This is a genomic window from Frondihabitans sp. PAMC 28766 (assembly GCF_001577365.1).
GTDB lineage: Bacteria > Actinomycetota > Actinomycetes > Actinomycetales > Microbacteriaceae > Frondihabitans.
The window spans coordinates 871,475-891,028 of sequence record NZ_CP014513.1; the positions used below are offsets into that span (position 1 = coordinate 871,475).

Sequence of the window (19,554 nt, forward strand, 5' to 3'; positions counted from 1 at the left end):
CGGGCCGACGCCGAGGCAGGGCCCGCGTGCGAGTACTTCATCTGAGCCTCACCGACTTTCGCAACTATGCGACGGCCGAGGTCTCGCTCGAACGCGGGCCCAACCTGTTCGTCGGCCGCAACGGCCAGGGCAAGACGAATCTCGTCGAGTCTCTCGGCTACCTCGCGACTCTCGGGTCGCACCGCGTCTCGAGCGACGCAGCCCTGATCCGTCAGGGGCAAGGCTCCGCCATCGTGCGCGCCCGCCTCGAGAGCAACGATCGCGAGCTGCTGGCCGAGGTGCAGATAAATCGGTCCGGGCCGAATCGCGCGCAGATCAATCGCGGCGCCATCAAGGTGCGCGAACTGCCCCGCTACTTCTCGAGCATCCTGTTCGCCCCCGAAGACCTCGCGCTGGTGCGGGGCGAGCCCGGCGGGAGGCGCCGCTTCGTCGACGAGCTGCTGGTGGCGCGCAACCCGCGCCTGAGTGGCATCCTGAGCGACTACGACCGGGTGCTGCGTCAGCGCAACACGCTGCTCAAGTCGGCCAGGGCCTCGCGGGTGTCGGGCGACAAGCTCTCGACGCTCGACATCTGGGACGACCGGCTCGTCGCTCTCGGCAGCGAGATCATCGCGTCGCGCGACCAGCTCGTCGAAGCCCTGGGGCCCCGGGTCGCCGCGTCGTACTCGGCCGTCGCCGGCGACGATCACGCGGCTGAGCTGTCGACGGTCCTGAGCATCCGCGGCACGGTCCGTGACGACGACGACCCCGTCGACGAGGGGGCCGCGCAGGATGCCATCGATGCCGAGGCCATCGCGCCTCTCTTTCGCGAGACCCTCGCGCGCGTCCGCTCGAAAGAACTCGAGCGAGGCGTCACGCTCGTCGGCCCCCACCGCGACGATCTCTTCCTCTCTCTCAACGGGCTGCCGGCGCGCGGCTACGCCAGCCACGGCGAGTCCTGGTCGTTCGCCCTCGCTCTCAAACTCGCGTCGGCCTCGGTGCTGCGGGCCGACTCGGACACCGGCGACCCCGTGATCGTGCTCGACGACGTGTTCGCCGAGCTCGACCGCACGCGACGTGAGCGGCTCGCCGACTCGGTGGCCGACTACGAGCAGGTGCTGATCACCGCCGCGGTCGAAGAGGACGTGCCGGAGAGGCTGGCCGCGCACACCGTCAGGATCGCCCACGGAGCGATCGTCGACGAGGTCGCCTCATGAGCCCGCAGAGGGCGGGGCGGTCGCGCGGCACGGAGGACAACGAAGCTCAACGTGTCTACCTCCGGTTCCGCAGGGTGTTCGGCGACGCCTCGACCAGGGGGAGGGACGCGCGCCGCCGCATCGCTCGGTCGGGTGCCCCGAGCCAGCCCTTCGGATCCGGGCGCGACCCGAAAGGGATCGCCGACGTGATCCTGGGCGTCACCACCGAGCTGGGCTGGAACTCGAGCCTCGCGCAGTCGGATCTGATGACCGCGTGGCCGGCGATGGTCGGCGACGAGCTGAGTCAGCACTCGATTCCGGTCGGGGTCGAAGACGGCACGCTGACCGTGCAGTGCGACTCGACGGCATGGGCGACGCAGCTGCGATTGATGCGCTCGCAGGTCACCACCGCGATCATCTCGACCTACCCCGAGGCGGGCATCGAGTCGATGCGTTTCTTGGGGCCCAACGCCCCGACCTGGAAACGCGGCCCCAGATCGGTCCCAGGGCGTGGTCCTCGCGATACTTACGGTTGACAAGGGTGAATCGGTCACCTGGCCTCTGAAAATCGCTCTGAGGGCGTATTTCGCCCTTCGGGGAGGTCTCCTGAGGTAGACTGTGAGGGTCGTCCGGACGGCCTTTCGACAGGCATCTGCCTTCGTCCAGGCCGGGCGGCGTTTCGAGCAAACCGGCAGGAGCCCCATAACTGATGTCACCGAATTCGCACGACGGTACCGACCACTCCTACGAAGCAAGCGACATTCAGGTTCTCGAAGGTCTCGAGGCGGTCCGCAAGCGTCCCGGCATGTACATCGGCTCGACCGGCCCTCGCGGTCTGCACCACCTGGTCCAGGAGATCGTCGACAACGCCGTCGACGAGGCGCTTGCCGGCTACTGCGACACCATCCACGTCTTCATGCGTGAAGACGGCGGCATCCGCGTGGTCGACAACGGTCGTGGCATCCCGGTCGACATGCACCCGATCGAAAAACGGTCGACCGTCGAGGTCGTGCTCACCGTGCTCCACGCCGGCGGCAAGTTCGGCGGCGGCGGTTACGCGGTCTCGGGTGGTCTGCACGGCGTCGGGTCGTCGGTCGTCAACGCGCTCTCGACCGAGCTCGACGTCGAGGTGCACCGTCAGGGGTCGGTCTGGCGCCAGAGCTTCACCGACGGCGTGCCCGTCGCCCCGCTCGCTCAGGGTGAGGATGCCGACGACACCGGCACCATCATCACCTTCTGGCCGAACGCCGAGATCTTCGAGACCGTCGAGTTCGACTACGAGACCCTCCGCAATCGCTTCCAGCAGATGGCCTTCCTCAACAAGGGCCTGCGCATCACCCTGACCGACGAGCGCCCGCTGCCCGAAGACGCGCCCGACGGCGCAACGGTCCAGTCGGACGACTTCATGTACGAGAAGGGCCTCGAAGACTACGTCGCCTACCTCAACTCGTCGAAGAAGAACGACGTCGTCCACGACGACATCATCTCGTTCGAGGCCGAAGACACCGACCGCAACATGGCCCTCGAGGTCGCGATGCAATGGAACACCTCCTACAGCGAGAGTGTCCACACCTACGCCAACGTCATCAACACCCACGAGGGCGGGACCCACGAAGAGGGCTTCCGCGCCGCTCTCACCACGGTCGTCAACAAGTACGCCCGTGAGAAGGGCCTCATCAAAGAGAAGGAAGACAACCTCTCGGGCGAAGACGTCCGCGAGGGCCTGACGGCAGTCATCTCGATCAAGCTGAGCGAGCCGCAGTTCGAGGGCCAGACCAAGACGAAGCTCGGCAACACCGAGGCCAAGTCGTTCACGCAGCGCGTCGCGGGCGCCCAGCTAAACGACTGGTTCGACCGCAACCCGAAACAGGCCCAGGCGATCATCCGCAAGGGCCAGTCCGCTCAGGCGGCCCGTCTCGCCGCCCGCAAGGCGCGCGACCAGACCCGCCGCAAGGGCGTCCTCGAGTCGAACGGCATGCCGGGCAAGCTCAAAGACTGCCAGTCGAAAGACCCGGCACTCAGCGAGATCTTCATCGTCGAGGGCGACTCGGCCGGCGGCTCCGCCGTCCAGGGCCGCAACCCCGAGACTCAGGCGATCCTGCCCCTCCGCGGCAAGATCCTCAACGTCGAGAAGGCGCGTCTCGACCGCGCCCTCGGCAACAACGAGGTCCAGGCCATGATCAAGGCGTTCGGCGCCGACATCGGCGACGACTTCGACCCCGACAAGGCTCGCTATCACAAGATCGTGCTGATGGCCGATGCCGACGTCGACGGCCAGCACATCACCACGCTGCTGCTGACCCTGCTGTTCCGCTATATGCGCCCCCTGATCGACCTCGGCTACGTCTACCTGGCGATGCCGCCGCTGTTCAAGCTCAAGTGGTCGAACGCGCCGCACGAATACGTCTATAGCGACGAAGAGCGCGACGCCCTCGCGATCGCGGGTCGTGCGGCCGGCAAGCGCCTGCCGAAGGACAACGGGATCCAGCGTTACAAGGGTCTCGGCGAGATGGATTACAAAGAGCTCTGGGAGACCACGATGGACCCGGACACGCGCACCCTCCGGCAGGTCACCCTCGACGACGCCGTGGCGGCCGACTCCATCTTCAACACGCTCATGGGCGAAGACGTCGAGTTGCGCCGCAACTTCATCCAGCAGAACGCCAAAGACGTTCGCTTCCTCGACATCTGACCCGCGCTCCGCTACCGAAAAAGAGATATAGATCCAAATGGCAGACGAGACCGACGACACGACCGGCGGCATCCCCGAGGGCGAAGACCCCATTCAGTTCGCTGCGGCGCTGAAGCGCGACAGCATCGAGGCGGTCGACCTCCAGCTCGAGATGCAGCGCTCGTACCTCGACTACGCGATGAGTGTGATCGTCGGGCGCGCTCTGCCCGAGGTGCGCGACGGGCTGAAGCCGGTCCACCGCCGAGTGATCTACGCGATGTACGACGGCGGCTACCGCCCCGACCGCGCGTTCTCGAAGTGCGCCCGCGTCGTCGGCGAGGTGATGGGCAACTTCCACCCCCACGGTGACACCGCCATCTACGACGCCCTGGTGCGCCTGGTACAGCCGTGGAGCCTCCGCTACCCGCTCGCGCTCGGCCAGGGCAACTTCGGCTCCCCGGGCAACGACGGCGCTGCGGCACCGCGCTACACCGAGACGAAGATGGCCCCGCTCGCACTCGAGATGGTGCGCGACATCGACGAAGACACTGTCGACTTCCAAGACAACTACGACGGGCGCACTCAAGAGCCGGCGATCCTGCCGTCGCGGTTCCCCAACCTCTTGGTCAACGGCTCGGTCGGCATCGCCGTCGGCATGGCGACCAACATCCCGCCGCACAACCTCCGCGAGGTCGCGGCCGGCGCGCAGTGGTACCTCGAGAACCCCGAGGCCACCCGCGAAGAGCTGCTCGAGGCGCTCATGCAGCGCATCAAGGGCCCCGACTTCCCGACCGGCGCGCAGATCCTCGGCGTCCGCGGCATCCACGACGCCTACCGCACGGGCCGCGGCTCGATCACGATGCGAGCCGTCGTCAACGTCGAAGAGATCCAGGGCCGCACCTGCCTCGTCGTCACCGAGCTGCCATACCAGGTCAACCCCGACAACCTCGCGATCAAGATCGCCGACCTCGTGCGCGAGGGCAGGATCGCCGGGATCGCCGACATCCGCGACGAGACCTCCGGCCGCACGGGCCAGCGACTGGTCATCGTGCTGAAGCGCGACGCGGTCGCCAAGGTGGTGCTCAACAACCTCTACAAGCACACGTCGCTGCAAGAGAACTTCGGCGCCAACATGCTGGCGATCGTCGACGGCGTGCCGCGCACCCTCCCCTCGACGGCTTCATCTCGGCATGGGTCGACCACCAGGTCGAGGTCATCGTGCGGCGCACCACCTTCCGCCTCCGCAAAGCCGAGGCCGACGCCCACATCCTGCGTGGCTACATCAAGGCCCTCGACGCGCTCGACGAGGTCATCGCGCTCATCCGCCGGTCGCCGACCGTCGACGAGGCACGCACCGGTCTGATCGACCTGCTCGACATCGACGAGCTCCAGGCGAACGCCGTCCTCGCCATGCAGCTGCGCCGCCTGGCCGCCCTCGAGCGCCAGAAGATCCAGGACGACCACGACGAGCTCGAGCGCAAGATCCTCGACTTCCAGGACATTCTCGCGAAGCCCGAGCGCCAGCGCACCATCATCGGCGAAGAGCTGAAAGACATCACCGACAAGTTCGGCGACGACCGCCGCACCGAGATCATGTTCGGCTTCGACGGCGACATGAGCGTCGAAGATCTCATCCCCGAGGAGGAGATGGTCGTCACGCTCACCCGCGGCGGCTACATCAAGCGGACCCGCAGCGACAACTACCGCTCGCAGCACCGCGGCGGCAAGGGCGTCAAGGGCGCACAGCTGCGCGCCGACGACGTGGTCGAGCACTTCTTCGTCACGACGACGCACCACTGGCTGCTCTTCCTCACCACGAAGGGGCGGGTCTACCGCGCCAAGGCCTACGAGCTGCAGGAGGCCGGGCGCGACGCCAAGGGCCAGCACGTGGCGAACCTCCTCGCGATGCAGCCCGACGAAGACGTGTCGCAGGTGCTCGACATCCCCGACTACGAGGTCGCCGAGTTCCTGGTGCTCGCCACCCGCGACGGTCTGATCAAGAAGACCGCGCTCACCGAGTACGACACCAACCGCACCGGCGGCATCATCGCCATCAACCTGCGCGAGGGCGACGAGCTCGTCTCGGCCCTGCTGGTCGACGAGCACGACGACCTCCTGCTGGTCTCGCGCCACGGAATGTCGTTGCGATTCACCGCCACGAACGACTCGCTGCGACCCATGGGCCGCTCGACCTCGGGTGTGAAAGGCATGAGCTTCCGTGGCGACGACTCGCTGCTGTCGGCCTCGGTCGTCGGCGAAGAGGGCTACGTGTTCGTGGTCACCGAGGGCGGCTACGCCAAGCGCACCGCGGCCGACCAGTATCGCGTGCAGAACCGCGGCGGTCTGGGCATCAAGGTGGCGAAGCTGTCCGACGACCGCGGCGATCTCGCCGGCGCCATGATCGTCTCCGAAGACGACGAGGTGCTCGTCGTTCTCTCGGGAGGCAAGGTGGTAAGGTCTGCCGTGGCCGAGGTACCAGCCAAGGGCCGCGACACCATGGGGGTCGTGTTCGCACGATTCGCCACCGACGACCGCATCATCGCCGTCGCTCGCAACACCGAGCGCAACCTCGAGGGGCCCGCCGATGTCGACGATGCAGCCGAAGAGGCTTCCGTCGGCGAAGATGGATCTGCAGACGGAGGCGAGACTCCGACCGCAGGTGAGACCCTTGCAGGCGACACCACGCCCGCCGGAGAGGACACGACCGAAGAATGACTAGCGTCGCAGAAAAGCTGCAGAGCAAGGCCAAGCGGCCCGTCGGCACCAAGCAGGTCAGACTGAAGCTCGTCTATGTCGACTTCTGGTCGGCCGTCAAGCTCTCGTTTTTGATCTCGGTCGCCATCGGCATCATCACCGTCGTGGCCACCTTCCTCGTCTACACGATCCTGGCTCGCCTAGGCATCTTCTCGACGATCGACTCCCTCTTGCAGGAGGTGCTGGGTGACCAGAAGTTCACCCTTCAAGACACGCTGTCGATCGGCCAGGTCATGCTGTTCGCCGTCGTGGTGGCCGTGTTGAACATCATCATCGGCATCGTCCTGGGCGCGATCGCCGCGGTGCTCTACAACCTCAGCGTGCGCATCACCGGCGGCCTGCTGGTCGGGTTCACCAACAACTAGCTGCAGCAGCACTCTCGCGAAGCGTGCGGCCCCGTCGGGGCTGCGCGCTTCGTCGTCGTGTACCGCGCTTCGTCGTCGTGTACTGCGATCGACTTGGTGCACCGCGATCGACTTCGTCGTCGAAATCGCGACCGATTCAGCCCTCGAGTTACACGCGTTACTGCCATCCGGTGGTGCGTAGACGGCCGAGGTCGCGATTTCGAGACAAGGGGGCAGGATCACGGATCGGCCGGGCCTCGATTGGGTAGAACCGCCGGAATACGGTACTGTCTTATTCGGTCCAGGGGGCTATAGCTCAGGCGGTTAGAGCGCTTCGCTGATAACGAAGAGGTCCTAGGTTCAAGTCCTAGTAGCCCCACTCCCCAGTGGTTTTCACCACACTTCCCCGGGGCCTTAGCTCAGTTGGTAGAGCGCCTGCTTTGCAAGCAGGATGTCGGGAGTTCGATTCTCCCAGGCTCCACGTGTTCGGGCGCTTCGCGCCCTTCCCCTTGTCTCCTGTGCTTGTCAGCCCGCTGCGGCGGGGACGACGAAGGCCCGCACCCTCGAGGGGTGCGGGCCTTCTGGCGTCGCGGGGCGAACCTGCGGTGCGGCTAGTTCTTGGCGGTGTCGTCGTCGTCGGCGACCCAGAGCTCGTCGTCGGCACGTAGCGTCTGCGCGGCGGCGAAGATGACGGCGCCGAGACCGATGATGCCGAGGATGATGAGGAAGGTACGACCTCCGTGGCCGCCCTTCTTCTGGCTCTTCTTGACCGTATGAGCGACCTTGGCGACCTTGATGGCGCCCTTCGGGTGCTTCGCGGCGGTCTTCGCCGCCTTCTTCAGGGCTTTGCGCTTGGCCTTGCGGCTGAGCTTCTTACCGTTCTTCTTCAGCGAGTCGAGGTCGACACTGCCGACGAGGTCGCCGAGCGAGCTGCCCTTGACGGCCTGACCGACCGAGCTCGACTTCACGGCATCCGAGACGGCGGGCGCCACGTCGTTCACGAGGCGGTCCTTGCCCTGGCTCGCGGCACTGGCGACGGCTGGCTTCACCTGGTTCTCGTAGGCGGACTTGACGCGCGGCGCGACGTCTTTGACGGCGACGCTCGCAGCCTCGACTCCGACGTCGTGCCAGAAGTGGCTGGCCTTGCCGAGCGCCTCCTTCTGGTCGTCCCAGACATCGGAGGCCTGGCTCTTGAGCTTGTCGAACTCACGTGCTCGCTGCTTGCTGATCGTGGCCATGGGGTCTCCTCAATGTGGATTCTGCGGCGTTGAACCCATCCTGGCACGTGCCCTCCTGGCAGGTCACAGGATGATGTCTGAGGGGACACTGAATCCCCACTGCACTGTGGAAGAATTACGTCCATGTCACTGCATACTGCTGTCGCCACGATCGTCACCAACAAAGGCACGATCAAGGTCGACCTCTTCGGCAACCACGCCCCAAGACCGTCGCCAACTTCACCGGCCTCGCCACCGGCACGATCGAGTGGACCCACCCGTCGACCGGCAAGGTCTCAAAAGACAAGCTGTACGACGGCGTCGTCTTCCACCGCATCATTCCCGACTTCATGATCCAGGGCGGCGACCCGCTCGGTCAGGGCGTCGGCGGCCCGGGCTACAACTTCGACGACGAGATCCACCCCGAGCTCACCTTCCAAGAGCCCTACATCCTCGCGATGGCCAACGCGGGCACGCGCGGCGGTAAAGGCACCAACGGCTCGCAGTTCTTCATCACCACTGTCGCGACGCCCTGGCTGCAGGGCAAGCACACGATCTTCGGCGCCGTGAACGACGACGAGTCGAAGAGGGTCGTCGACGCGATCCAGGCCGTCCCTACCGATGGCCGTGACAAGCCCCTCGACGACGTCGTCATCGAGAGCGTCACCATCGACGAGGTCGGTGCCTGACCCCTTCGTGACATACGCACCGCGCAACTCCGACAACCTCTGCTACCGGCACCCCGACAGGCAGAGCTTCGTGCTCTGCCAGCGCTGCGGGCGCACCATCTGCCCGCAGTGCCAGACCCCGGCGGCTGTCGGCGTGCACTGCCCGGAGTGCGTGCGGGAGGCTCGCGGCAGCATGCCGCGCGTGCGGACGCGGCCGCAGGTAGTCACCAGGATGAACAGCCTGGCCACCTCGGGCGGCCCGATCGTCTCGTACGCGCTGATCGGCCTGCTGCTGATCGGTTTCATCGCCGGTCTCGTGCCCGGGGTGGCGAACGAGCTCGCCTTCTTCGAGCCGCTGACGATCCTGCAGCCCTGGCGGTTGTTCACCGGCATGTTCGTCTACGCCGGGTTCGGTTCGATCATCCAGCTGCTCTTCAACGGCTACATGCTGGTCCTCTTCGGCGGAATGATCGAACGCCAGTTGGGTTCGGTGCGTTACGCGGGGTTGTACCTCTTGGGCGGCCTCGGCGGCGAGGTGGCCGTCGGCCTGTTCTCGCCGGGCACGGCCCTGGTGGGCGGCAGCGTCGCGGTCTTCGGGTTGTTCGGCGCTTTCTACATGATCCAGCGCCATCTGGGTCAGCGAGCGGTGCAGATCCTGGTGATCGTCGCCCTCAACATCGTGATCGGGCTGTACCTGCACACGCCCTGGCAGGCATACATCGGGGCGGTGTTGATCGGCGGTCTGACGGCCTACATCTACATGAAGCTGCAGAATCGCCAGCAGCAGGTGCAGCGCACGGTGCTGGCGACCGGCCTGGCCGTCGTTCTGATAGCCGTCGCACTCGTGCGGTCGGCTCAGCTGCTCGGGATGTTGTAGGCGCAGCACTCAGAACGAAGGCCCCCCTCGGGTGAAGGGGGCCTTCGTCATGAGCGAGTTGTGCAGAGAAGCACGGCTGTGGAAAAACCGTGGACAAGAAAGAAAGTTATCCACAGCGAAGTCCACAGTGGGGATAATTACACCCGTGTAAGTCGGTGGCCGGTCAACGCCAGCGTGTGGTCATCAAGAAGCCGACGAACATGATGCCGAAGCCGACCAGGATGTTCCAGGCATGGAGGGAGGGCACCGGGTAGGTGCTCGCGCTCAGGTAGTAGACGATGATCCACACGAGCCCGAGCAGCATGAAGCCGAACATCACCGGCTTGAACCACACGGGGTTGGGGCCCGTGTTCGACGATCCGGTGTCTGGTCGTACCGCGGCCGCGGACGCCGCGCTGGTCTTCTTGTCTTTGGCCATGGGCAGAAGTGTAGCGGTAGCCCCCCTGTGGGGACCCTCCGCACGGGCAAGCGGCCCCGTACAATCGAGAGCATGACCGACGAGCCCGCCGACACCGAGTCGCCCGCGCGAGTGCGACCGAGGCGCCGACGCCGAGTGTCCGTCGTCGGTGTGCTGGGCGAGAGCCTCATCACGGCCGGCGTGCTGGTGCTGCTGTTCATCGCCTGGCAGCAGTGGTTCAACAACATCATCGTCTCGGGCAACCTGCGCAGCCAGGCGTCGAGTCTCCAGCAGCAGTTCCAGAAGAAGGCCGACTCGAGCCCCACCCCGGTTCCCACCGGCGCGACGCCGACGACCCCGCCCGTCACCCCGGCAGCCACCGGCACCAACCAGTTCGGCGTGCTGTACGTGCCGCGGTTCGGCGCCGACTACAAGGTGCCGATCGCCGCGGGCACCACGACGGTCGGCACGCTCGACAAGGGTGACGCGGGTCACTACGACAGCACGCAGATGCCCGGTGCGATCGGCAACTTCGCCATTGCCGGGCACCGGACGACGCACGGCGCCCCGTTCGGCTCGATCGCGCAGCTGCGGGTGGGCGACCACATCTACGTGCAGACGGCGCAGGGGTACTACACGTACACCTTCCGCAATCTGCAGTACGTCAAGCCCACTCAGGTGCAGGTGCTGCAGCAGGTTCCGGATGCGCCCGTGGTCAACACGGCGTCCAAAGACCGTCTGATCACCATGACGAGCTGCAACCCGAAGTTCAGTGCTGCCGAGCGCATCATCGCCTACGGCGTCTTCACGTCGTGGCAGCCCCTCTCTGCCGGGCCGCCGGCCGAGATCACCTCCGCCGTCGGGAAGGCCTGATCATGTACGGAGCACTCTGGCGCGTTCTGCCCGGCCCGTGGTGGCTGCGCGTGCTGATCCTGCTCGTGGTCGCCGCCGCCATCCTGTTCGCCCTCATCACCTGGGTCTTCCCCGTCGTCGACTCGCTCGTCGAGCCGAACGTCACCGTGGGCTCCGGCTGAGGCCCACCCCTTCATCCTGACCGTCCCCACCCGACAGTGAGACTCTCGTGACCCGCATCCTCGTCATCGACAACTACGACAGCTTCGTCTACACGCTGAACGGCTACCTGCAGCAGCTGGGCGCCGAGACCGACGTCGTGCGCAACGACGCCTTCCCCGGTGCCGAGGCGTCCGGCAGGATCGCCGACTACGACGGCGTCCTGCTGTCTCCGGGCCCCGGCACGCCTGCGGCCGCCGGCGTCTCGATCGATGTCGTGCACGCCGCCGTCGAGAGCGGCACGCCACTGCTCGGGGTCTGCCTCGGCCACCAGGCCATCGCCGAGGCCCTGGGCGCGACGGTCACGCACGCCGAAGAGCTGATGCACGGCAAGACGTCGAAGGTGACTCACGACGGCAGCGCCTTCTACGAGAACGTGCCGCAGCCGTTCGTCGCGACGCGCTATCACTCGCTCGCCGTGGTGAACGACACCGTGCCCGACGCCCTCGAGGTCACCTCGCGCACCGAGGGCGGCGTCATCATGGGTCTGCGGCATCGCGATGCCGAGGTCTACGGCGTGCAGTTCCACCCCGAGTCGGTGCTGACCGAGGGCGGCTACAGCATGATCGGCAACTGGCTCGGCGTGGCCGGGCTGCCGGGCGCGGCCGAGATCGCCAAGGGGCTCAGCCCGCTCGTCAACCTCGGCTGACGCGGGTCGGGCGACCGGTCAGCGGCGACCGGCTAGCTGCCCGCGCAGTAGGTCAGCGTGATCGGCGACTGCTGCGGCTGCTCGCCCGGCGGCAGGGACTGCTGGGTGACGAGCTGGCCCGTGCAGGCGTAGTCGGCTTGCGGCGTGACGACGAGGCCGAGCCCGGTCAGGGTGGCGGTCGCTTGCGTGAGCGTCTGCTGCGTGACGTCGGGCACGGCGACGGTGCCGCTCGCGACGATGACGTCGACTGTGCTGCCGGGAGCGACCTTGCTGTTGGCCGCGGGCGACGTCGAGATGACTGTGCCGGCGCTGTCGGTCGGGCTGTCCTGCTGGGTCTCCGAGCCCTTCTTGAGGCCGAGGGCGGTGAGCTGCGACCAGGCACCGTTCACCGACTGCCCGGACACGTCGGGCAGTGAGACCGTCTGCGGCCCGGTCGACACGTAGACCTCGATGGTCTCGCCGACGGTGACGGTGGTGCCGGGATCGGGCGTGGTCTTGATGATCTTGCCGCTGGCGACCGAGGTGCTCGACTCGTCGACGCGGTCGGGCGTGAGCTTCAACTTGTCGAGCTTGGCGGAGCCCTGCGCATACGTCTCGGACGAGAGGTTCGGCACCGAGATCGAGTCGTTGTTGGGCAGCGTGATCGGCGACAGCCGCACCACCCAGATGACGACGGCCACGACGATGATGGCGATCAGCACGATGCCCATCCACAGCCACGCGACCGGCGGTCTCGTCTGCGTGCGCGCGGGCCGGTTGGCATCGGTGCTGTCGAGCTCTTTGAGCGCCGCCTCCGACCCCGACGCGGCCAGCGGGCTGACACCGAACATCGTGGTCGTGGTGCTGACGGGCGCAGGCGCCTGGATCTTGCGAGCGGGCAGCTGGCCGGCCCCGGCGTCGACGACGTCGGCGCGGAACTCGTGGGCGCTCTGGAAGCGATCGAGGCGGTTCTTCGCGAGGGCGTGCAGGGTGACCGCGTCGAGAGCCGGTGAGACGGCAGGATTCAGGGCGCCCGGCGGCACCGGCGGCTCGCTGACGTGCTGGTAGGCCACCGCAACGGGCGAATCGCCGCGGAAGGGTGGGCGCCCGGTCAGCATCTCGAAGAGCACGACGCCGGTCGAGTAGAGGTCGCTGCGGGCGTCGACGGTCTCGCCTCGAGCCTGCTCGGGGCTGAAGTATTGGGCGGTGCCGAGAATGGCCGTGGTCTGGGCCACCGTTGCCGCCGAGTCGGAGACGGCCCGGGCGATGCCGAAGTCCATCACCTTGACCTGGCCGGTCTGAGTGAGCATCACGTTGCCCGGCTTGATGTCGCGGTGTACGACGCCGGCTCGGTGGCTGTATTCGAGCGCCGTCAGGATGCCCTCGGTGATGCGCACCGCCTCTTTGGGCCGGACAGGGCCCTCGGCGATGATGTCTTTGAGCATGCGGCCCTCGACGTACTCCATGACGATGTACGGCACGAGGACGGTGTTGCCGAGGGCGTCGCGGGTGGTCTCCTCGCCGGCGTCGAACACGCGGACGATCGTCGGGTGCGCCATGCGAGCCGCGGCCTGGGCCTCCTGCCGGAAGCGGCTGCGGAAGGACGGGTCGGTGGCGAGCTGCGACTTCATCAGCTTGATGGCCACCTGGCGACCGAGGCGCGAGTCGGTGCCGAGGTACACGTTGGCCATGCCACCGTGCCCGATCAGTCGTCCGATCTGATACCGGTTGGCAAGGAGGCTGATCCCCTCAGTCACACCTTCAGCCACGAATGAACTCCCAAACCCTCTGTCCCGGCCCCCAGTGTACCGGGGCGAGACCTGCGCGGCCTCAGCCCAGAGACCGAGAAGCGCCTGTGACTACGGAGTGCCGGGCTGCCCGGTGTCCGTCGGTGTCGGTACTGGTGTGGACACGGCGGTGACCGGGATCGACACGAGGGGCGAATCGGGCGACGTGACCGAGCTGCCGCAGCTCACCGTGTACTTGAACGTGACTTGGCCCGGGCTTGACGACTGGACATCGACGGTCGTCGCGTTGACGCCGATCGAGTTCGTCGTCTTGCCGGACGTGTCGGTGCCGCCGGTGATCGTGTAGGTGATCGCCGTCTCGGAGTAGCCCACGGGGCACGTGTACGCCGGGAGCGTGACGGTTGCGGTCGTCGTGCCGTCGGCGGGAATCGTCGTCGGCGAGATGCTCGGCTTGCCCGGCGTCGCCGCCGTCGGCGCAGCGACGTAGACGTAGAGGTTGATCAGCGTGCCCGTTGCGACGTTTCCCTGCGGGTCGACGTCGTACACGAGGCCCACCTGAGCCGGCGTGGGCGCGGTCTTCGGGTTCGAGCCCATCTGAGTGCCGTAGCCCAGCTGCTGGAGTGCGGCGCTCGCCACGGCGTACGTCTTGCCCTCGTAGTCGGAGGGATTGATGGCCGCCTCCGCCGTCGGGGTCTCCGAGGGCGTGACCGAGGGCTTCGGTGTCTTGGGCGCCGAGGCCGTCTTCGTGGCGGCCGGCGTCGACGTGCCGTGGTTCGCATAGGCGATCGCCGCGATGATGCCGCCGACGACCACGATGGCGATCAGCACGATGATCGGCCAGAACCAGGGGCTGCGCTTCTTCTTGGTCGGCTCGTCCTCGTCGACCCCGGTCGTCGCCGGCAGCTGCGACGTGGCAGCGCCGAGCCCGAGGGTGGCGGCCGTGGGGGCTGCGCCGGGTGCGGGCATGAGACGAGTCGTCGAATCCTGCGCCGGGTAGACCTGCGTGGCTGCGTCGCCGTCACCGCCGACGCCGATGAACGGCACGGCTGCGGTCGCGGCAGCCACGTCGCCACGGCGCAGAGCGCGCGCGGCCTGAGCGAGGGCAGCCGCCGACGCGGGGCGCTCGGCGGGCTTCTTGGCGATGCACGAGTAGACGAGCTTGCGAACGGGCTCGGGGATCGTCGAGGGCAGGTCGGGCGGCGTCTCGTTGATCTGCGCCATCGCGATCGCGACCTGCGACTCGCCCGTGAACGGCCGGCGGCCGGCGAGGGCCTCGTAGGCGACGATGCCGAGCGAGTAGATGTCGGTCGACGGCGAGGCAGGATGCCCGGATGCTTGCTCGGGCGAGAGGTACTGCACGGTGCCCATGACCTGGCCCGTGGCCGTGAGCGGAACCTGGTCGGCGATCCTGGCGATGCCGAAGTCGGTGATCTTGACGCGGCCGTCGGGCGTGATCAGCAGGTTGCCTGGCTTGATGTCGCGGTGCACGAGGCCGGCGGCGTGCGCGGCCTGGAGGGCCGACGCCGTCTGCGCGACGATGTCGAGCACCTTGTCGGTGGGCAGCACGCGATCGCGCTCGAGGATGGTGGAGAGCGCCTCGCCGGGCACGAGCTCCATCACGAGGAAGGCGCTGCCCTCTTCTTCGCCGTAGTCGAACACGTTGGCGATGCCTTCGTGGTTGACGAGGGCTGCGTGACGGGCCTCGGCGCGGAAACGCTCCAAGAAGCCCGGGTCGCCCAGGTATTCGTCTTTCAGGATCTTGATCGCGACGGTTCGGCCGATGACCAGGTCTGTCGCCTGCCAGACCTCGCCCATGCCGCCGATCGCGACGCGCGACGAGAGTTCGTATCGACCACCGAAGGTGAGCCCGCTGAATGGCCTCATTTGTTCAGCACCGCCTCCATGACTTGCTTTGCTATTGGTGCCGCTGCCGTGTTGCCGACGAGCGACTGCCCCTGACCTCCGCCGTTGCCCACGACGACCGCGACAGCCACCTTGGGGTTCGCAGCCGGGGCGAACCCGGTGAACCAGAGGGTGTAGGGATCGGATGCACTCTCGCCGGTCTGCGCCGTGCCGGTCTTGCCGGCGACGTCGACACCGCTAATTCTCGCATTGGTTCCGGTGCCCTTCGCGACGACCTCGGTCATCAACGTGGTGAGCGTCGAGGCCGTGCTCTCGCTGATGGGCGAGCCGAGCGACTTCGCCTTGAACTTCTCGAGGTACGAGAGGTCGGGATTCTGGATGGTGTCGATCAAGGTCGGGCTCATCTCTTTGCCTCCGTTGGCGATCGTCGCGGTGGTCATGGCCACCTGCAGCGGCGTCTCGCGCACACTGCCCTGGCCGAACGACTGCAGCTCGAGGGTGGCGTCGTCGCCGCCTGTCGCCGGGAAGACGCTCGGGGTCGCCGTCTGGGGGATGGAGACGGCCGAGTCGAAGCCGTACTTCTTGGCCTGGACGTTGATCGCGTCGTAGCCGAGCTTCTCGCCGAGCTCGGCGAAGGGGATGTTGCACGAGTCGACCAGGGCGGTCTCGATCGTGACGGTCGAGCCGCCGCCGCACGCGCCGCCCTCGGCGTTGTTGATCTTGGTGCTGGTGCCCGTCAGGGTGAACGTCGCCGGGTTGGGCAGCTTCGAGTCTTTGGTGTACTTGCCCGATTCGAAGGCAGCCGAAGCGACGACGAGCTTGAACGTCGACCCGGGGAAGTACAGGTCGCCGGCGATGGCACGGTTGATCAGCGGCTGCGACGAGTCGTGCAGCAGGGTGTCGTAGCTCTTGAGCACGCTGGCGCGATCGTGGCTGGCGAGCTGGTTGGGGTCGTACGAGCCCTTCGAGACCATTGCCAGGATCTTGCCGGTCGAGGGTTCGATGGCGACGACGGCTCCGGTGTTGTTGCCGAGGGCGTCGTAGGCGACCTTCTGCACGGCGGGGTCGATGGTCGTGTTGACGGAGGCCCCCTCCGGGTCCTTGCCGGTGAGCAGCGAGTTGATCTGATCGAAGAACTGCTCGTTCGACTTGCCCGAGAGCTGCTTGTTGAGCGCGTTCTCGATACCGGTCGCGCCCTCGCCGAGCGTGTAATAGCCCGTGATGGGGGCATAGAGCGCCCCGTCTGTGTAGGTGCGCAAGAACTTGTACTGGTCTTTCGAGGGCACCGATTCGGCCACGGCCTTCCCGCCGACGACGATGGCGCCGCGCTGAGCCGAGTAGCTCTGGAGGATCGCCCGCGAGTTGCGTGGATCGGCGCGGAGGGAGTCCGCCTGGACGCCGGTGATGTACGTCGTCGAGACCAGCAGGGCCACGAACATGGCCAGCACCACGACGCTGACGCGCTTCAGCTGCTTGTTCATCAGCCGACCACCGTCCTCGGTTGGTTTCTAATGCCATCGGAGAGCCGGAGGATGAGGGCGACGATGATCCAGTTCGACAAGAGAGAGGAGCCGCCCGCCGCGAGGAAGGGCATCGTCAGACCGGTGAGGGGGATCACGCGCGTGACGCCGCCCATCACCACGAAGACCTGGAGCGCGATCGCGAACGAGAGCCCGACAGCGAGGAGCTTGCCGAAGTCGTCCTGGCCCACGAAGGCGATCCTGAAGCCTCGCGACACCAGCAGCAGGTAGAGCCCCAGGATCGCGACGAGGCCGACGAGCCCCAGCTCTTCGCCGAGCGACGCGATGATGTAGTCGCTCTGGCCGAGCGGCGTCGTCTGCGGCGACCCCTGGCCGAGCCCGGTGCCGATCAAGCCGCCGTTGGCGAAACCGAACAGACCGGTTACGAGCTGATAGCTACCGCCGGAGGCGTTGTAGACGCTCGACTGGAAGGGGTCGAGCCAGGCCTGGAACCGGCCGTGCACATAGGACAGCGACAGGGCCGCGACGATCGCGCCGCCGACGAAGAGCACCAGCCCGATGATCACCCAGCTGGCCTTCCCGGTGGCGACGTAGATCATCACCAGGAACAGCCCGAAGTAGAGCAGCGACGTGCCGAGGTCGCGCTCGAAGACGAGCACCACCATCGCGACACCCCAGATGACCAGGATCGGCCCGAGGTCGCGTGGCCGAGGGAAGCGCATGCCCAGGATCTTCGGCCCCATCAGCGAAAGCGAATCGCGGGCCTGCACGAGATAGCCGGCGAAGAAGATCGCGAGCGTGATCTTGGCGATCTCACCCGGCTGGAACGACAGCGGGCCGACGTGGATCCACACGTAGGCGTTGAGCCCGGTGAGACGCAGGCCCGGGACGAGTGGGAGAAGAAGGAGCACGATCGACGCGAACATCGCGATGTAGCGGTAGCGCGCCAGCACGCGGTAGTTGCGGATGCCGATCAGCACGACGATCGCCAGGATCAAGGCGGCGATCGTCCAGTAGATCTGGCGCTCGCCCGCGTGCGTCGGGAATTTCGTCGTCCAGCTCGGGATGTCGATGCGGTAGATCTCGGCGATGCCGAGGCCGTTCAGCGTGAGGCCGATGGGCAGCACGAACGGGTCGGCCTCGCGGGCGACGATGCGCAGCACGAAGTGGAGGATCAGCGCGAGCACCAGGATCGTGATGCCCTCGTAGAGGATGCCCGGCTCGATCTTGCCGAGCGCGCCGAGCTGCACCAGGATCATCGCGCCGGCGCAGATGCCGCAGGCCACGAACAGAAGGGCGAGCTCGATGTTGCGGAGGCGGGCCGGCTGACGCAGCCGGATGCGGATCTTCTCGGTCATGGGCGCGGCCGCGAAGGCGGGGTTCGACGGCGTGCCGATCGCCTGGGTGGCGTCACTGCTTGCTGGCATCGGCAAGCCTCTCGACGATGGCGCGAGCGTCTCGGAGGCTCGCCGCGTTGATGGTGTCGTCGACGTTCTGCCGGTTGTAGTTCGACAGGTCGGACAGCTTGACGGTGGTGGTCTCGTAGACGCTCGACAGGGCGATCGGCCCGAGCGACTGCTGCACACCCTTGTAGATCACGACGGTGCCGTCGCGATCGCCGACGTAGTAGTGGTCTTGCGTCCAGCGGTACGAGAAGAAAATGCCCGTGACGACGAGCAGCACCGCGATGATGAGCGCCACAAGCCAGGTGACCCGGCGTCGGTGCGCACGGCGGCGGTCTTCGGCGATCAACTCGGCGAGGTATTCGTCCGACTCCGGCTCGAAGTGACTGTCTTCGGGGGTGGTCGCGACCTTGAGCGGGTGCAGCAGCAGCGTCGGCAGGCGCAGCGGGCGTCGGCCCTGCTCGCCCTCGAAGGTGAGGGGGGCGGCGGCCGAGCCGACCGTGGTCGGCACCTCGGCGGCACTGGTCTCGTCGTCGTCGACGTCGACCACGACGCAGGTGACGTTGTCGGGGGCGCCGTGATCGAGGGTCTCTTTGATCAGGCGGCGGCAGACGGCGTCAGGATCCAGACCGCTCGCGAGCGCCTTGCGGATGCGGTCTTCGGCGAGGTAGCTCGACAGGCCGTCCGAGCAGATCAGCCACCGGTCGCCGGGCTGGGTGCCGATGATCGCGGTGTCGATCTCGGGGGCGGCGTCGACGTCGCCGAGCACCCGCATCAGCACCGAGCGCCGCGGGTGCACCGCGGCCTCTTCGGGCGTGATGCGGCCGGAGTCGACGAGGCGCTGCACGAAGGTGTGGTCGGCGGTGATCTGGCTGAGCTCGCCGTCGCGGAAGAGGTAGATGCGCGAGTCGCCGATGTGCGCGATCGCGATGCTGTCGCCGACGCGCATCATCGCGCTGACGGTCGTGCCCATCCCGGTGAGCTCCTGGTGCTCGAACACGGTCTCGGCCAAGAGCTGGTTCGCGGCGATCAGAGACGACTGCAACGCGAATTCGGCATCGCCGGGCGAGGCGTACGACTTGTCGGTCTCTCGGATCCTGCGGATCGCGATCGCGGAGGCGACGTCGCCGCCCGCGTGGCCGCCCATGCCGTCGGCCACCACGAAGAGGCTGTTGCCCGCGTAGCCGCTGTCTTGGTTGTTCGCCCGGATCTTCCCGACGTTGGACAGTGCGGCGCTCTTGATCGCTGCGCTCACGC

15 protein-coding genes, 2 tRNA genes and 2 pseudogenes are annotated in these 19,554 nt (G+C 66.9%); 12 read left to right on the forward strand and 7 right to left on the reverse strand.

The genetic code is table 11. The features are described from left to right. The first annotated feature begins 26 nt into the window (after positions 1 to 26). The 7 genes and pseudogenes from recF to AX769_RS04245 all read left to right on the forward strand — a co-directional run bounded on the left by recF (position 27) and on the right by AX769_RS04245 (position 7,425). Positions 27 to 1,196 carry a DNA replication/repair protein RecF gene (gene recF, locus AX769_RS04215; protein ID WP_066276319.1) on the forward strand — a complete coding sequence of 390 codons (1,170 nt, stop codon included), beginning with the start codon at positions 27 to 29 and terminating at the stop codon, positions 1,194 to 1,196. After that, complete coding sequence (locus AX769_RS04220) at positions 1,193 to 1,711, forward strand: DUF721 domain-containing protein (protein WP_066276322.1); 519 nt, start codon at positions 1,193 to 1,195, stop codon at positions 1,709 to 1,711. The genes recF and AX769_RS04220 overlap by 4 nt, the downstream gene beginning before the upstream one ends. Positions 1,712 to 1,884: 173 nt before the next feature. Then, positions 1,885 to 3,867 carry a DNA topoisomerase (ATP-hydrolyzing) subunit B gene (gene gyrB / locus AX769_RS04225; RefSeq protein ID WP_066276323.1) on the forward strand — a complete coding sequence of 661 codons (1,983 nt, stop codon included), beginning with the start codon at positions 1,885 to 1,887 and terminating at the stop codon, positions 3,865 to 3,867. Between the two features lie 37 nt (positions 3,868 to 3,904). Continuing rightward, a pseudogene (gene gyrA / locus AX769_RS04230) lies at positions 3,905 to 6,561 on the forward strand (DNA gyrase subunit A). Further along, positions 6,558 to 6,965 (forward strand): DUF3566 domain-containing protein, encoded by a 408-nt coding sequence (locus AX769_RS04235; RefSeq protein WP_066276325.1) that lies wholly within the window; start codon positions 6,558 to 6,560, stop codon positions 6,963 to 6,965. The pseudogene gyrA and the gene AX769_RS04235 overlap by 4 nt, the downstream one beginning before the upstream one ends. Before the next feature lie 284 nt (positions 6,966 to 7,249). Further along, a tRNA-Ile gene (locus AX769_RS04240) sits at positions 7,250 to 7,323 on the forward strand. 29 nt (positions 7,324 to 7,352) lie between these two features. Beyond that, a tRNA-Ala gene (locus AX769_RS04245) sits at positions 7,353 to 7,425 on the forward strand. 130 nt (positions 7,426 to 7,555) lie between these two features. On the opposite strand, the gene AX769_RS04250 is transcribed toward AX769_RS04245, so the two are convergent. Then, a complete protein-coding gene (locus AX769_RS04250) occupies positions 7,556 to 8,182 on the reverse strand; it encodes a hypothetical protein (protein ID WP_066276327.1) in 627 nt (208 codons plus the stop codon). Between the two features lie 123 nt (positions 8,183 to 8,305). On the opposite strand from AX769_RS04250, the pseudogene AX769_RS04255 reads away from it, so the two are divergent. Both AX769_RS04255 and AX769_RS04260 read left to right on the forward strand, forming a co-directional pair. Next, positions 8,306 to 8,850, forward strand: a pseudogene (locus AX769_RS04255) (peptidylprolyl isomerase). Positions 8,851 to 8,857: 7 nt separating this feature from the next. Then, entirely contained in the window at positions 8,858 to 9,706 is an 849-nt protein-coding gene (locus AX769_RS04260; RefSeq protein WP_204249321.1) for a rhomboid family intramembrane serine protease, read from the forward strand. A 163-nt stretch (positions 9,707 to 9,869) separates the two neighbouring features. Here AX769_RS04260 and AX769_RS04265 read toward each other — a convergent pair whose 3' ends face one another. Then, the gene (locus tag AX769_RS04265; protein WP_066276330.1) at positions 9,870 to 10,124 is read right to left on the reverse strand and encodes a cell division protein CrgA; all 255 of its coding nucleotides are present in this window, start codon (positions 10,122 to 10,124) and stop codon (positions 9,870 to 9,872) included. Positions 10,125 to 10,196: 72 nt separating this feature from the next. Between AX769_RS04265 and AX769_RS04270 the strand changes: the two genes are divergently transcribed. Genes AX769_RS04270 through AX769_RS04275 form a run of 3 tightly spaced genes read left to right on the forward strand, consistent with a single transcriptional unit; the run spans position 10,197 to position 11,823 of the window. Then, positions 10,197 to 10,976: a class E sortase gene (locus AX769_RS04270; RefSeq protein ID WP_066276332.1), complete on the forward strand. Its 780-nt coding sequence runs from the start codon at positions 10,197 to 10,199 to the stop codon at positions 10,974 to 10,976. A gap of 2 nt (positions 10,977 to 10,978) precedes the next feature. Then, positions 10,979 to 11,137, forward strand: coding sequence for a DUF4175 domain-containing protein (locus tag AX769_RS24500; protein WP_162269006.1), 159 nt, complete (start codon positions 10,979 to 10,981; stop codon positions 11,135 to 11,137). 47 nt (positions 11,138 to 11,184) lie between these two features. Beyond that, a complete protein-coding gene (locus AX769_RS04275) occupies positions 11,185 to 11,823 on the forward strand; it encodes an aminodeoxychorismate/anthranilate synthase component II (RefSeq protein ID WP_066276333.1) in 639 nt (212 codons plus the stop codon). Between the two features lie 32 nt (positions 11,824 to 11,855). Here the strand turns inward: AX769_RS04275 and pknB are convergent, their stop codons facing one another. The 5 genes from pknB to AX769_RS04300 form a co-directional block, all read right to left on the reverse strand. Beyond that, entirely contained in the window at positions 11,856 to 13,559 is a 1,704-nt protein-coding gene (pknB, locus tag AX769_RS04280; protein WP_369824062.1) for a Stk1 family PASTA domain-containing Ser/Thr kinase, read from the reverse strand. A 102-nt stretch (positions 13,560 to 13,661) separates the two neighbouring features. Further along, the gene (locus AX769_RS04285; protein WP_066276339.1) at positions 13,662 to 15,434 is read right to left on the reverse strand and encodes a serine/threonine-protein kinase; all 1,773 of its coding nucleotides are present in this window, start codon (positions 15,432 to 15,434) and stop codon (positions 13,662 to 13,664) included. Beyond that, complete coding sequence (locus tag AX769_RS04290) at positions 15,431 to 16,894, reverse strand: penicillin-binding protein 2 (protein ID WP_066276342.1); 1,464 nt, start codon at positions 16,892 to 16,894, stop codon at positions 15,431 to 15,433. Before AX769_RS04290 ends, AX769_RS04285 begins: the two co-directional genes overlap by 4 nt. Further along, complete coding sequence (locus AX769_RS04295; protein WP_066276344.1) at positions 16,894 to 18,321, reverse strand: FtsW/RodA/SpoVE family cell cycle protein; 1,428 nt, start codon at positions 18,319 to 18,321, stop codon at positions 16,894 to 16,896. Before AX769_RS04295 ends, AX769_RS04290 begins: the two co-directional genes overlap by 1 nt. Continuing rightward, positions 18,305 to 19,552, reverse strand: coding sequence for a PP2C family serine/threonine-protein phosphatase (locus AX769_RS04300; RefSeq protein ID WP_066276348.1), 1,248 nt, complete (start codon positions 19,550 to 19,552; stop codon positions 18,305 to 18,307). The genes AX769_RS04295 and AX769_RS04300 overlap by 17 nt, the downstream gene beginning before the upstream one ends. Positions 19,553 to 19,554 lie beyond the last annotated feature (2 nt).